This window comes from Mycobacterium venezuelense, assembly GCF_054919535.1.
Map to the genome: position 1 here is coordinate 256,333 of NZ_JBONDW010000007.1, position 13,697 is coordinate 270,029.

Consider the following 13,697-nt stretch of genomic DNA (forward strand, 5'->3'; position numbering starts at 1 on the left):
AGCGGATGACGGGATTCGAACCCGCGACCCTCACCTTGGCAAGGTGATGCGCTACCAACTGCGCTACATCCGCGCGCCACGAGCGAGATCGTCGCCCGTCGCGAAGCAGAACACTAGTCCACTGAGGCGTGCAGACACAAATCCCCATTACGGGCGGGGAACGAGCGCCCAAAATCAGTGTTTCAGAACCGGTCGTACCCAACGCGGGAAATCGCAAAACCACGGCCCGTCACCGAGTCCCGGCACGCGACCCCGTAAGCGGAGGTTTCGCACCGCAGTGCTCCGGCCGTCCGTGGGTCGCCGTACGCGACGGCTTGCCGGCACCGAGGATGCAACCCACGGGCGGCGGCGTGAAGGCCGGGAGTTCGCCGTTGTGGCGTTCGGCCGATGTCGGGCGCCGGGCCCTGACCGCCACTGGGAGCGCGGCCCGTCGGATCAGTCGAGCTGTGGCATCCCGACGTGAGCGGGGCAGCAACCCGTGAAAGGCGAGGCGAGTATGAGAAACGCGATTTCGGCGGGCCTTCGATGCGCGGTGGCGTTCATGCCTGGCAAACCGGGTGACATGACGGCGCGGATATCGATTCTGGCCGCGCCGGTCAAGCGTGCTAGTCTTCGACGTCGTTCCCCGGTCTCGTAGCTCAGTGGGAGAGCGTCCGCCTCACACGCGGAAGGTCGCTGGTTCGAACCCAGCCGGGACCACTCAGTTCGCCTCGATCACCTGCCACTCGGCAGGTGTGATCCCTCGTTTCAGACAGTGCGATATCGCATGTGATAGCGCACTTCAAAGTCGTATGCCGCCTCGAAAACTCGCCTGAAGAAGCCGAAGCCAAGCCAACGACACACAGCGCTTCCTGACGGAGGGTTGTCGGCCGGATTCGGTAGGGTCCTCCGACGTGACTCAGAGCTTGCCTGTCGTCAGATCCGTTACCGCCCGCCTGGCCGAGGAACTCGCCGTGGGGGAGCGTCAGGTCGCGGCCGCCGTCCAGTTGCTCGACGAGGGTTCGACCGTGCCGTTCATCGCGCGGTACCGCAAGGAGGTCACGGGCAGTCTCGACGACGGTCAGCTGCGCACCCTGGAGGAGCGCCTGACTTACCTGCGTGAGCTCGATCAGCGGCGCGACGCCGTCCTGGCCTCGATCGAGGAGCAGGGCAAGCTCACCGACGAGCTCAAAGCCGCGCTGCTCGCCGCCGACACCAAGGCCCGGGTCGAAGATATCTACCTGCCTTACAAGCCCAAGCGGCGCACCAAGGCTCAGATCGCCAAGGAGAACGGGCTTGAGCCGCTGGCCGAGCGCCTGCTGGCCGACCCGACGCTGGTGCCCGACGAGGTCGCCGGCGAGTTTCTCAACGAGAACGTCGCCGATGCCGCGGCGGCGCTGGAGGGCGCGCGTCACATCATCATCGAACGGGCCTCCGAGGATGCCGAACTCGTGGGCGCCACCCGCGAAAAGTTCTGGGCCGACGGTTCGCTGCGCACGGCGCCGGCCTCCGATGAGGCCGCGAAAAGCCCTGCCGCCCAGAAGTTCCGCGACTACTTCGAATTCTCTGAGCCGCTCGAGAACATGCCGTCACACCGCGTGCTGGCGGTCCTGCGCGGCGAGAAGGAAGAGGCGCTGTCGCTGACCTTCGACGGCGGCGACGACGAGACGTACCAGGCGATGATCGCCCAGTCGCTGGGCATCGACATGACCAAGAACGCCCCGGCGACGCCGTGGCTGGCCACCACCGTGCGGTTGGCGTGGCGCGCCAAGCTCATGATCTCGGCCTCCGTCGACGCGCGTATCCGCCTGCGGCAGCGCGCCGAGGAGGACGCCGTTGCGGTATTCGCCCGCAACCTCAAAGATCTGCTGCTGGCCGCGCCGGCCGGAACCCGCACCACCCTCGGGCTGGACCCGGGCTTCCGCACCGGGGTCAAGGTTGCCGTCGTCGACGCCACCGGCAAAGTCGTCGACACGTGCGCGATCTTCCCGCACCAGCCGCAGAAGCAGTGGGATCAGGCGAAGGCCACGCTGGCCGCGCTCATCGCCCGCCACAACGTCGAATTGATCGCGGTCGGCAATGGCACGGCCTCGCGTGAAACCGACGCCCTGGCCGCCGAACTCATCTCCGACATTCGCGCCGCCGGCGCCAACGCCCCGGTCAAGGCCATGGTCAGCGAGGCCGGTGCGTCGGTGTACTCGGCATCGGAGTACGCGGCCCGTGAGCTGCCGTCACTCGACGTCACGCTGCGCGGTGCGGTCTCGATCGCGCGCCGCCTGCAGGATCCGCTGGCCGAGCTCGTGAAGATCGACCCGAAGTCGATCGGCGTCGGGCAGTACCAGCACGACGTGACCCCGGGCTCGCTCGCCCGCAGCCTCGACGCCGTCGTCGAGGACGCCGTGAACGCGGTCGGCGTCGATCTCAACACCGCCTCGGTGCCGCTGCTCTCGCGGGTGTCCGGGGTGACCGAATCCCTCGCCGAAGCCATCGTCGCGTACCGCGAGAAGACCGGTGCGTTCCGCAGCCGCAAGGCGCTGCTCGACGTTCCACGTTTGGGTCCCAAGGCATTCGAGCAGTGCGCAGGCTTCCTGCGGATCCGTGACGGCGAGGACCCGCTCGATGCATCGGGTGTGCACCCGGAGTCCTATCCGGTGGTGCGGCGAATCCTGGATCGCTCGAACGTCAGCCTCGCCGAACTGATCGGCGACGAGCGCACCCTCCGTTCGCTCAAGCCTGCCGAGTTCGCCGACGACCGGTTCGGCATCCCGACCGTCACCGATATCCTGGCCGAGCTCGAGAAGCCGGGACGTGACCCGCGTCCCGCGTTCTCGACCGCAACTTTCGCCGCGGGCGTGGAAAAAGTCGCCGACCTCAAGGTCGGCATGGTGCTCGAAGGCGTCGTGACCAACGTCGCGGCCTTCGGCGCCTTCGTCGACGTCGGTGTGCACCAGGACGGCCTCGTGCACGTCTCGGCGATGGCCGATCGCTTCGTGTCCGATCCGCACGAGATCGTGAAGTCCGGCCAGGTGGTCAAGGTCAAGGTTGTCGACGTCGATGTGGACCGCCAACGGATCGGGCTGAGCCTGCGGCTCAACGACACCCCGGAACGCGGCCAGGGCAAGCGCCCGGACCGCAATGACCGTGGCGGTCAGCCCCGGCGCGACGGCGGCGGCAACCAGGGCCGCGGGGACCGGCGTAACCAGAACCGCGGCAACAATTCCGGCCGCCGCGAGTCGAACAAGCCGATGGGCTCGATGGCCGAGGCGCTGCGCAACGCCGGTTTCGGGAAGTAGCGGCTACGGCGTGGGTTCCGGCGTGTGGTCGCGGTTGCGCCACGACCGGTAGCCGCGGTGCGCGGCGAAGGCCCCGATGATCGCGGTGACGCACCACACGCCGATGGCGGTGTACGCCAGCGGGGCTGACAGGTCGCCGATCGACGCTCCGAGCGCGGTGTAGACGAACGCCCGCGGCACGGACCCGATGAATGCGCCGATGGCCATCTGCCACAACGGAACTCCGAACGCGCCGAACGTGTAGGACGCCAGCGCGTCGGAGATGCCGGGAACGAAGCGCTGCCCGACGACGGCCCACAGCCCGCCCCGTTCGATCTGGCGGTCGAGACGGTCGGCCCGCTCGGCCCCGAGCAGTGCCCGCGCGCTGTCACGGCCGGCCCGCCGTCCGATGAGGCTGGCGATCACCGCCGTGCCCACCGTCGCGCCCAACGTCACAAACGTGCCGAGAACCGGTCCGAACAGCACACCGCTGCCCGCCGCCAAGATCGGGCCCGGCACGAACAGTGCGCCGAGGCCGGCCGACACGAAAACGTAGGTCAGCGGCGCTACCGGGCCGGTCGCGGCGACCGTGGCGCGAATATCGTCGACATCGATCACCCGCGCCACGGCGACCAGGTAGAACAGGCCGAGCAGAAACGCCGCGAACGCCGCCAGGCGCAAGATGTGGCGCCGTCGGCCGATGGGCGCGGATTCGTCGGTGTCAGACATGCTGCCGACGATTCTTCCGTATCGGCCGAATCAGTGCGGTGTGGCCAAGCCCAGATGGTCGCGCAGGGTCGTGCCCTCGTAGTCGGTGCGGAACACCCCGCGTTCCTGCAGCAGCGGCACCACCTTGTCCACGAACGGGTCGAGACCGCTGGGCGTGACGTGCGGCACCAGGATGAAGCCGTCGCTGGCGTCTTCCTGCACGAGCGTGTTGATCGTCTCGGCGACGGTCGCCGGGGACCCGATGAAGTTCTGCCGCCCGGTCACCTCGACGATGAGTTCGCGCGTGGTGAGCTTCTCGGCCTCGGCCTTGGCCCGCCACTCGTTGGCGACGGCGATCGGGTCGCGATGCATCCGCACGCTCGCCCGGCCCCGCGCGATCGTGTTCTCGCCGACAACCGGATCGACCGACGGCAGCGGACCGTCGGGGTCATGGTCGGACAGATCGCGGTTCCACAGCTGTTCGAGGAATTTGATCGCCGTCGCGGGTGATACCTGCGCCATGCGCACCTCGTGCGCGATGTCGGCGGCCTCGGCGTCGGTGTCGCCGAGTACGAACGTCGCGGCGGGCAGGATGAGCAGCTCATCGTGGCGGCGGCCGTATTTGGCGAGCCGGCCCTTGACGTCGGTGTAGAACTGCTGACCGGCTTCCAGCGTGCCGTGCCGGGAGAAGATCGCGTCGGCGGCGCGGGCCGCGAAGTCGCGGCCGTGGTCGGAGTCCCCGGCCTGGAAGATCACCGGCCGGCCCTGCGGGCTACGCGGTACGTTGAACTGCCCGGCGATGTCGAAGTGCGCGTCGCGGTAGGAGAATTTCCCCGCGCCCGGGTCGGAGAGGAAGACGCCGCGATCCTTGTCTGCGACGATCTCGTCGCCGCGCCACGAGTCGAACAGCGTGTGCGCGGCGGCCAGGAAACTCTCGGCACGTTCGTAGCGCTGATCCTCGGCGAGGAACCCACCCCGCCGGAAGTTCTCGCCGGTGAACGCATCCCACGACGTGACGACATTCCAGGCGGCCCGCCCGTCGGAGAGATGGTCGAGCGAGGCGAACTGCCGTGCCACTTCATAGGGCTCGTTGAACGTCGAGTTGATGGTGCCGGTGAGGCCGAGCCGGTCGGTCACGGCGGCCAGCGCGGCCAGCACCGTGAACGTGTCAGGCCGGCCCACCACGTCGAGGTCGTAGATCAGCCCGTTCTGTTCGCGCAGCCGCAAACCTTCGGCGAGGAACAGAAAATCGAACTTGCCGCGTTCGGCGGTCTGCGCGAAGTGCACGAACGAGTTGAACTCGATGTGGCTGCCCGAAGCCGGGTCGCTCCACACCGTGGTGTTGTTGACGCCGGGAAAGTGCGCGGCGAGGTGAATCTGCTTGATGGGCTTGCTCATCGGACGTCCTAGGCGGTCGCGTAGCGGTTGGCGGGGCGAGACAAGCCGAGCAGGCCGCGCAATGTCGACGCGTCGTAGGCGTCGCGGAAGACGTTGCGCCGCTGCAGTTCGGGTACCAGGGCCTCGGTGATCTGACGCAGATCGTGGGGGACTGTGGCCGGGCGCAGCCGGAAGCCGGCGACTCCGGCGGCATACCACTCCTGGAGCAGATCGGCCAACTGGTGTGGAGTGCCCGCGAATATCTCGGCGTCACTGCGGTATTCGGAACCGGCGAGCTCGTCGAGCCGGGCTTGTCGCGCCGCCGCGTCCGCGGCGGTGGCGTCCAGGAACACCACCAGATCTGCGAACACCCGCACGGGCTCGGAATCCGCTCGCGCCGCACTGATCTCGCCGACAAGAGCAGCCGTCTCATCGGCACTGTGCGGCGTGATGAAACCGACGTCGGCGCTCGACGCGATGAGCCGGTAGGCGTGGTCGACGTGACCGAGTGCGGCCACGATCGGCTGACCCTGCGGCGGGCGCGGGGTGATCGAGGGGCCCTTCACCGAGAACTGGGCGCCTTCGAAATCGATGTAGTGCAGCTTGTTCCGGTCGATGAACCGGCCGGTGGCGACGTCGCGAATCTCGGCGTCGTCCTCCCAGCTGTCCCACAACCGGCGCAGCACCTCGACGTAGTCGGTGGCCTCGGCGAACAGTTCCTCGGACAACTCGGGCGAACGCTCGGGGATGTCGCGGCGGCCGAAATGGGCGGCCGCATCGCGACGGGGCGATACCTGCACCCGGATGCCTGCGCGTCCCGTGCTCACGTAGTCGAGCGTCGCAATGGCCTTCGACAGATGAAACGGCTCGGTATGGGTGACGATGGCCGTCGGGATCAACCCGATATGGTTCGTCCGGGGTGCCACCCGTGCCGCGATCAGTACCGCGTCCAACCGGCCGCGTACCCGGTCGGTGCGGTCGTCGGCCCGCCACGGGTGGTCGGACTGCAGTGTCAGACCGTCTTCGATCGTGACGAAGTCGAGCAGGCCACGTTCGGCTTCCGCAACCAGATCGGTCCAATAATCGTGCGTGAACAGGTCTGCGGGCCGGGCGTCGGGCTCGCGCCAGGAAGCTGGGTGCCAACCCGTCCCGTCGAGTGCGATGGCCAGGTGGAAATGGACCGGAGGGGACTCTGACACAGCCGTTCCTCGCTTTCGTGCGTGGTTTCAGCGGCAACGTGTGTGGTGGCGGGCCCATTCCCGCGCCATGTGCCCGATCTGTCCAGTCTGGCGCGATGTGCTGGGCTTTCAAGAGATCAACGCATGGTGATTCAGTTCGAGCGCGGTGCGCCCGGGTCCGCCGCGGCGGCGATCACGCTGTCGAGCACCTCACGCGAGGTGATCAGCTCGCGGATGGATCGGTCGAGCCGGGTCCGCTCGGCGGAGAGTTCGGTGAGCAGGCGCGGGGTGGCCTGGGGTGCCGGGCCGCCGTCGTCGCGCATACATGGCAGCAGCGATGCGATCGTGCGGCTGGTCAGGCCCGCGGCATAAAGCTCCTGGATGCGGATCACCCGGTCGACGGCCCGTTCGGAGTATTCGCGTTGCCCGCCGGGCGTCCGGTCGGAAGCCAGCAGGCCTTGCTGCTCGTAGTAGCGCAGTGACCGCTGGCTCACCCCGGTTCGACGCGCTAGTTCGCCGATACGCATACGCCAGTTATACCGCCGCGGCTTGACTCTGACATTGGTGTCAACTCGTACCGTGCGGCATGACCACACCGCCTTTCGACTACAGCCCCATCACCGAACGCGCGCCGATCACCTGGCCCAACGGCGCACGAGTCGCGGTCTACGTGGGCCTCAACATCGAGCACTTCCTCATCGACCACCCCTCCACCAGCATCTGGCCCGGAACCGCCGACCTGCAGCCGGATGCGCTCAACTACGGCTGGCGTGACTACGGCGCCCGGGTGGGCATATGGCGCACGATCGAGAGCCTCGACCGGCACGGCGTGCGTCCCAGTGTGCTGCTCAACTCAGCCGTCATCAAGCACCATCCGCAGATCGTGGCCGCCGGCCTGGAACGGGACTGGGCGTGGCTGGCACACGGCCGCACGAACTCGATCCTGCACACCGATCTGGATGTCGACGAGGAACGCCGGGCTCTGGCCGAGATCGCCGGCGACATCGCGGATGCGACCGGCCGGCAGCCACGCGGCTGGATGGGACCGGGCCTGACCGAGACGCATAACACGCCGCAACTGCTGGCGGAGTTGGGTTTTCACTATGTGCTCGACTGGACCAACGACGACCAGCCCTATCCGCTCACCACGCCCGGCATGATCAGTGTGCCGTATTCAGTCGAGCTCAACGATCTGCTGATCTTCGGCAAGGGCATCACCGGACCCGAGTTCGAACAGATGGTGATCGACCAGTACGAACAACTGCACGCCGATTCCGCGACCAGTGGCCGCGTGTTGGCGTTGGCGTTGCACCCGTTCGTGATCGGCCAGCCGTTCCGGCACAAGTACCTCGACCGGGTGCTCAAATACCTTGCCGCGCAACCCGACGCCTGGCTGACGACGAGCGACGAGATCGCCGCACACGTCCGGCCTAGCCTGCTGAGTTGACTGCGTCCACACTCGGTGCGGAGAAGCGGCCGCGCCAGTAGCGGGCCGGATGCCGATCGGGCAGGGCAGGACCGGCGCCGAAGAGCTTGTCGCGCAGAGTGCCTGGCGCATACTCGGTCTGCGCCAGGCCACGTGCCTGCAGCTCGGGGACCACATGGTCGATGAAATCCTCGAAGCTGCCGGGTGTGGTGATGTAGCGGATGTTGACCCCGTCGACGCCGGCGTCCTGCCATTGCTCGAGGGTGTCGGCGATCTGCTCGGGCGTTCCGATGATCCTGGTCGATTCCTGCTGCTGGCGCACCAGGTCGGCGATGGTCGGATTGGTGCCGGGCGGCGCGGCGGCGATCAGCGCTTCGATGGTGCTGCGCGTGCCCTGGACAGTGGGGGCCAGGTCGCCGATCGGGGTGTGATGGTCCAGGCCGCCCAGGTCGACACCGATACCGCCGCTGCGGTGCGCGATCAGTCCGTCGACGCTCAGGTATTCGTCGAGTTCGGCGGCGCGGGCCTTGGCCTCGGCTTCGGTCGATCCGACCACGAAGGACAGTCCTTGGAAGAACTTGATGTCATCGCGGCGCCGGCCCGCCGCGACCGCCCTGTCTCGGGTGTCCTCGATCACCACACGAGCCCCTTTCGGTGACACCGCATTGATGAACACGCCCTCGGCGTGCCGGGCCGCGAACGTGCGCCCGGCCGTCGAGGTTCCGGCCTGGAAGATCACCGGTGTGCGTTGCGGTGAAGGAAAACTCAGGTGCGGACCTTCGACTCGGTAGCGCTTGCCGACATGATGGATCTTGTGCACCCTGTCGGGGTCGGCGTGGAGACCGCGTTCGCGGTCTCGGATGAGCGCACCGTCATCCCACGACCCTTCCCACAGTTTGTAGACGACTTCGGTGTACTCCTCGGCCCACTGGTAGCGCTCGTCGTGTTCCTCGCGCTCGAGCAATCCGAAGTTGCGCGCCGAATTCTGCAGCGCACTGGTGACGACGTTCCAACCGATCCGTCCTTTCGAGGCGTGATCCAGCGTCGATATCTTGCGGGCGAATGAGAAAGGGTGGTCCTGCAGCACCGAGCTCGTGATCACCAGGCCGAGATGTTCGGTCGACAGCGCCAGCGCCGAGATGATCGCCGACGGATCGTGATTGGGGATCTGCAGACCTTCACGGACATAGGTTTCCCACCCGCCGCGATAGTCGTCATAGAGTCCGACGACATCAGCGAAGAACACCGAGTCGAACTTCCCGCGTTCCAGCAGTTTGACCAGATTCACCCAGACATCGAGCTGATCGAATTCGGTGCTGCGGTTCTCGGGGTTGCGCCACGAGCCGTAAGAGACGTGGGTGGCGGTGTTCATGGTGAAGGCATTGAGGATCAGCCGCGGGCGGGTCATGTTGTCCGACACTAGGAACCGGCATCCCATCCGGGAACGGTTTGTCTCAGCGGGCGTCAAACATGTCGGGGCGCGCCTGCGACGCTGTTCTCCCGCACGCGGTCATAGAGGGATTTCGGTGTGGTGCCGTTCAGGACGAAATCGCCGATGATCCTGGGCTTGTAGATCACCGGGTTGTGTGATGCCAGTGTGCGGGCGTTTCGCCAGTGCCGGTCGAGGCTGGTGCCCTCGCGGATGGCCGACGCGCCGCCCGCGTTGAAGATCTGGGCGCCCGCGGCGAGCACCGCCTCGATGATGGTCACCTGTGCCGCCGACACGTCGATGAAATTCCGGGCGTAGTCCTCCTCGGCGTCCAGCCCGGCGGCCGCCACCTGGTTGGCGCGTTCCAGGCTGTTGGCGACCGACACCAGCAGGGCATCGGCCGTCTGCGCGTGGCGGTAGAGGTGGCCGAGCACGGCGAGCACCTCGGGGTCCTCGGTGGGTTGTTTCGACAGCGCATGCAGGTTGGTTCGGACCCGGGAGCGGATCAGCGCGGTGGCGTCGTCTACGACGTTGCGGGCGATGCCGGTCAGGTTGGCCAGATGCACGAGCTGCACGAACGCCTGAATCGAGCGCAGATTCCGTTTGGAGCGGCCGAGTTCGCCGTTCTCCTGCACCGGTACCGCATCGAAACGTGTTGTCCCGCTTCCGGTGAGTCGCTGTCCGATGCCGTCCCAGTCGTCATCGTGGGTGACGCCGGTCTCACGGGCGTCCACCACCGCGAAAGTGATCTTGCCTGCGTCGGCATCTTCGGGATCCTCGACGGCCGCTGCGACGCGGATGTAGTCGGCGTAGAGCGCACCGGTCGAGTAGTACTTCACGCCCGAGACGACCGGCCGTCCGGCGACGTGGTGCAGCCTGGTGGTCGGCAGGAAGTCCGGGCTGTCGGCGGCAGGCTCGGACTGTGCGTTGCCGAAGATCGCGCCGTTGGCGATGCGGCGCAGCCAGTGGGTGCGTTGTTCGGGGGACGGGGACTGTCGCAGAATCTCGACGGTGGTGAAATGGCCACGCAGGATCTGCGGCACATTCGAATCGGCCCGGCCGGCCTCGGCGAGCAGTTCGAACAGCGTGGGAAGGTCGACCCCGAAACCGCCGTGCTCGACCGGGACTCGCAACCGTCCGAATCCGGCTGCGGCAAGCGCTTGAATTTCGTCGTGTACCGGTTCGTGGGTGTGGCTGCGGGCCGCGGCCTTACTGGCCAATTGGTCGAAGATCCGGCGGAACTGGGCGAGGCTGGATTGAAATGCTGCGGACAAGGGTGCCTCCTTCGGTTGGCGGCGTGAGTCAGGCCACGACCGAGGCGGCCGAAGCCGGTCGCGGATCCCGCAGCCCGAGGCGTTCGCGGATGGTGGACCCGTCGTAGGCGGTGGGAAAGGCTCCGGAATGTTGCAGCAGCGGCATGACCGTTCGGTTGAATTCGGCGATGCCGTCCGGCAGCACCGGGATGTGGATGTTGAAACCGTCTACGGCACCCGCGCTCCACCAGTCCAGGATCGTGTCGGCCACGTCTTCGGGAGTACCGATGGCCAGGCGGTGCCCGCCCTCGACCCGGCGCACCAGCTGCCGGGGCGTGATCTCCTCTGCGGCAGTCAGTTCGGCGAATGATCGCACGAATCCCACGGGCCGAGACTGATCTTCTGTGTAGTCGAACAACTTCGGGTCGAGCGCGCGGTCGGGGTCGAGTGTGTCGTCGATGTCGAACAGGGCTGCTCGTTTGAAGAAGTCGGCGATCAACCCGTCTTCGCCGTCGGACCCGTGCAGCGCCTCATGCTTGCGGTACGCCTCTTCCCGTGTGTTACCGATGATCGCCGTCAGACCGGGCATCAAGCGAATGTCGTCTGGATCCCTACCGTGTACGGCAGCCCGGTCACGTAGCTGCGCCTTGTAATCGAACGCGGCTTGCTTGTGCAGCAGCGAGGCGTAGACGATGTCGGCGTGTTTGGCGGAGAGATCGACCCCGGCCTGCGACGCACCGGCCTGTGCGATCACCGGATGGCCCTGCGGCCCGATCGGGACGTTCAACGGCCCTGCCACGTCGAAGAATTCGCCGTGGTGGTCGATGCGGCGTGCGGTGGTCGAATCCCAGACGGTGTCTGATGGCGCCGCGCCCCCGGGAGTGTCCCAACTGAGCCACAGTTTTTTGACGACCTGGAGGAATTCATCGGCCCGGCGGTATCTTTCGGCCCGAGGCGGTAGCGGCGCGGCCGAGAAGTTCGCCGCGATGTCCGGATTGAAGCTGGACACCACATTCCAGATCACCCGGCCACCGGAGATGTGGTCAAGCGTCGCGAGGCGGCGCGCGAGGTTGTAGGGCGAGTTGTACGACGAGGACGCGGTGAGCAGGAATCCGATGTCGGGCACCGCTGCGGCGATCGCCGAGAACAGCACTGTCGGATCGAAACTGTGCAGCGGACGTGCCGAGTTGTCGCGTTGCAGCGCAGGATGATCAGACACGAACACGATGTCGAAGGCACCGTCGTGTGCCAGTTTCGCCGAGCGCAGGTAGTGGTCCCAGTCGCTGAACCGGCTCCACTTCGTCCCAGGCCATGCCCATGACCGCGCGGCCGACCCGGTGCTGTTGATGGCGACGCTGAGAAACAGTCGTCGGCGGGTCATGAGATTCTCCTGTCGGCCAGTGCGGCGAGTTTGCCGCGCAACCGGCGCCCGGGCGTGGCGTCGAGCAGCGCGCGGGTGTATCCCGAGCGCGGTTCGGCGAAGATCTGCTCGGTCAACCCGGTTTCGACGACCCGGCCGCGACGCATCACCGCCACGTGGCCGGCTATCGAGCGCACGAGATCGAGGTCGTGGGAGATGAACAGATAGGTCAGCTCGAGTTCGCGTTGCACCTCGTCCAGCAGATCGAGTACGCGGCGTTGCGTCACGACGTCGAGCGCCGATAACGCCTCGTCGAGCACCACGATGGGGGACCGCGGCGCCAGGGCACGCGCGATCGCCACGCGCTGCTGTTGCCCGCCGGAAAGCTCGCGCGGCTTGCGGGTGGCGAAGGAACCGGTCAGTCCCACCTGATCGAGCAATTCGGCGACTCGGCGTCGGCGGGCCGCACGGTCGCCGAGCCCGAACGAGCGCAGCGGCTCGTCCACAATCTGCTCGACAGTGAGCCGGGGGTCGAGCGCCACCTGCGGATTCTGTTGTATCAGCTGGACTTTGCGCCACACGTCACGTTTGGCATGCCTGCGCAGGCCGGTGACCTCGCGACCGTCGATGTAGACCTGGCCGGAGTCGGGCTGGGCCAGTCCGAGGATCAGCCGCGCCGTGGTCGACTTGCCCGATCCCGACTCGCCGACCAGTGCGAAGGTGCTGTTTCGGGCGAGGGCGAACGTGACGTCGTCGACGGCCTTGAAGTGTCCGCTCGGTCCGTGCGTAAACGTCTTGGTGAGACTTTTCACCTCGACGACGGGTGCGGCAGGGGTGACCGGCACGTTCGGAACCGGTGCGCCGGTGCCGCCGAGACCGAATGCGCTGCTGATGAGTTGTCGGGTGTAGTCGTGAATTGGGTTCAACACCAGGTCGTCGATCCGACCGCTGTCAAGCATCCGGCCGTTGCGCATCACGATCGCGTGGGTCGCGTGATCCGAGGCCACCGCCAGGTTGTGCGTCACGAACAGGACCGCCACACCGGTGTCCCCGGCGAGCCGGTCGAACACTTCGAGCACTTGCTTCTGCACGGTCACATCGAGGGCTGAGGTGGGTTCGTCGGCGATCAGGAGCGTGGGACGCAAACCGAAGGCGATCGCGATGAGGACCCGTTGTTTCATACCACCGGACAGTTCGTGCGGGTACTGCCGCAGGCGCTGTGCGGGGTGATCGATTCCGACCAGGTCGAGTAATTCGACGGCCTTGGCGCGCAATTGCCCGCGCGACAGCCGCTTTCCGCCGGGGTGCAGACGAAAGACCTCGGTGAGCTGGCGTCCGATCGGCTGAACCGGATCCAGCGATGTCGCCGGATCCTGAGGTACCAAGGCCACCACCTTGCCGCGGAGTTTGACCAGGTCCCGTTCGCGCAGGCCGGTGAGCTCGCGACCGGAGACCCGGATCGATCCGCTGTCGATACGGGCGCCGCCCGGCAGGAGGCCGATGGCCGCTTTGCTCAAAGTCGTCTTACCCGAGCCTGATTCGCCGATCACCGCGACCACTTCACCGGGCTGGATGCTCAGGTTGACTCCGCGTACTGCGGCCTGCGACGCACCGTGATACGAGATCGTCAGGTTCTCGATCTCGAGCACCGGTTGCGTGGCTGAGTCGCCGGTGTGTTCGGCAGCGACCGGCAAGGTGGTGGTCATGTTGTTCTC

Annotated in this window: 10 protein-coding genes and 2 tRNA genes; 3 read left to right on the forward strand and 9 right to left on the reverse strand. The window is 66.7% G+C overall.

What is annotated here, in order from left to right:
• A tRNA-Gly gene (locus tag ACRCUN_RS14245) sits at positions 1-73 on the reverse strand.
• A 554-nt stretch (positions 74-627) separates the two neighbouring features.
• On the opposite strand from ACRCUN_RS14245, the gene ACRCUN_RS14250 reads away from it, so the two are divergent.
• Both ACRCUN_RS14250 and ACRCUN_RS14255 read left to right on the forward strand, forming a co-directional pair.
• Positions 628-699: transfer RNA gene (locus ACRCUN_RS14250), tRNA-Val, on the forward strand.
• Between the two features lie 194 nt (positions 700-893).
• A complete protein-coding gene (locus ACRCUN_RS14255; RefSeq protein WP_462142277.1) occupies positions 894-3,272 on the forward strand; it encodes a Tex family protein in 2,379 nt (792 codons plus the stop codon).
• Positions 3,273-3,275: 3 nt separating this feature from the next.
• Here the strand turns inward: ACRCUN_RS14255 and ACRCUN_RS14260 are convergent, their stop codons facing one another.
• From ACRCUN_RS14260 to ACRCUN_RS14275, 4 genes are all read right to left on the reverse strand, one after another.
• Positions 3,276-3,980, reverse strand: a complete 705-nt coding sequence (locus tag ACRCUN_RS14260; RefSeq protein ID WP_462142278.1) for a TVP38/TMEM64 family protein — start codon at positions 3,978-3,980, stop codon at positions 3,276-3,278.
• 30 nt (positions 3,981-4,010) lie between these two features.
• Complete coding sequence (locus ACRCUN_RS14265; RefSeq protein ID WP_462142279.1) at positions 4,011-5,357, reverse strand: NtaA/DmoA family FMN-dependent monooxygenase; 1,347 nt, start codon at positions 5,355-5,357, stop codon at positions 4,011-4,013.
• 8 nt (positions 5,358-5,365) lie between these two features.
• A complete protein-coding gene (locus ACRCUN_RS14270) occupies positions 5,366-6,535 on the reverse strand; it encodes an LLM class flavin-dependent oxidoreductase (protein ID WP_462142280.1) in 1,170 nt (389 codons plus the stop codon).
• 131 nt (positions 6,536-6,666) lie between these two features.
• The gene (locus ACRCUN_RS14275) at positions 6,667-7,041 is read right to left on the reverse strand and encodes a MerR family transcriptional regulator (protein ID WP_462142281.1); all 375 of its coding nucleotides are present in this window, start codon (positions 7,039-7,041) and stop codon (positions 6,667-6,669) included.
• A 59-nt stretch (positions 7,042-7,100) separates the two neighbouring features.
• Here ACRCUN_RS14275 and ACRCUN_RS14280 point away from each other — a divergent pair, with 59 nt between their 5' ends.
• Positions 7,101-7,961: a polysaccharide deacetylase family protein gene (locus ACRCUN_RS14280; RefSeq protein ID WP_462142282.1), complete on the forward strand. Its 861-nt coding sequence runs from the start codon at positions 7,101-7,103 to the stop codon at positions 7,959-7,961.
• On the opposite strand, the gene ACRCUN_RS14285 is transcribed toward ACRCUN_RS14280, so the two are convergent.
• The 4 genes from ACRCUN_RS14285 to ACRCUN_RS14300 are packed head-to-tail and all read right to left on the reverse strand — an operon-like array spanning position 7,945 to position 13,688.
• Positions 7,945-9,348: an LLM class flavin-dependent oxidoreductase gene (locus tag ACRCUN_RS14285; RefSeq protein ID WP_462142283.1), complete on the reverse strand. Its 1,404-nt coding sequence runs from the start codon at positions 9,346-9,348 to the stop codon at positions 7,945-7,947. The genes ACRCUN_RS14280 and ACRCUN_RS14285 overlap by 17 nt on opposite strands.
• 56 nt (positions 9,349-9,404) lie before the next feature.
• Positions 9,405-10,643 (reverse strand): acyl-CoA dehydrogenase family protein, encoded by a 1,239-nt coding sequence (locus ACRCUN_RS14290; protein WP_462142284.1) that lies wholly within the window; start codon positions 10,641-10,643, stop codon positions 9,405-9,407.
• A 28-nt stretch (positions 10,644-10,671) separates the two neighbouring features.
• Positions 10,672-12,003: an NtaA/DmoA family FMN-dependent monooxygenase gene (locus tag ACRCUN_RS14295; protein ID WP_462142285.1), complete on the reverse strand. Its 1,332-nt coding sequence runs from the start codon at positions 12,001-12,003 to the stop codon at positions 10,672-10,674.
• Positions 12,000-13,688: a dipeptide ABC transporter ATP-binding protein gene (locus tag ACRCUN_RS14300; RefSeq protein ID WP_462142286.1), complete on the reverse strand. Its 1,689-nt coding sequence runs from the start codon at positions 13,686-13,688 to the stop codon at positions 12,000-12,002. The genes ACRCUN_RS14295 and ACRCUN_RS14300 overlap by 4 nt, the downstream gene beginning before the upstream one ends.
• Positions 13,689-13,697 lie beyond the last annotated feature (9 nt).

What these genes read in the sequence shown, in the direction of transcription:
- ACRCUN_RS14260 (WP_462142278.1), bottom strand. Translation starts at nt 3,980, where the DNA reads ATGTCTGACACCGACGAATCCGCGCCCATCGGCCGACGGCGCCACATC.
- ACRCUN_RS14265 (WP_462142279.1), bottom strand. Translation starts at nt 5,357, where the DNA reads ATGAGCAAGCCCATCAAGCAGATTCACCTCGCCGCGCACTTTCCCGGC.
- ACRCUN_RS14275 (WP_462142281.1), bottom strand. Translation starts at nt 7,041, where the DNA reads ATGCGTATCGGCGAACTAGCGCGTCGAACCGGGGTGAGCCAGCGGTCA.
- ACRCUN_RS14280 (WP_462142282.1), top strand. Translation starts at nt 7,101, where the DNA reads ATGACCACACCGCCTTTCGACTACAGCCCCATCACCGAACGCGCGCCG.
- ACRCUN_RS14285 (WP_462142283.1), bottom strand. Translation starts at nt 9,348, where the DNA reads ATGACCCGCCCGCGGCTGATCCTCAATGCCTTCACCATGAACACCGCC.
- ACRCUN_RS14295 (WP_462142285.1), bottom strand. Translation starts at nt 12,003, where the DNA reads ATGACCCGCCGACGACTGTTTCTCAGCGTCGCCATCAACAGCACCGGG.
- ACRCUN_RS14300 (WP_462142286.1), bottom strand. Translation starts at nt 13,688, where the DNA reads ATGACCACCACCTTGCCGGTCGCTGCCGAACACACCGGCGACTCAGCC.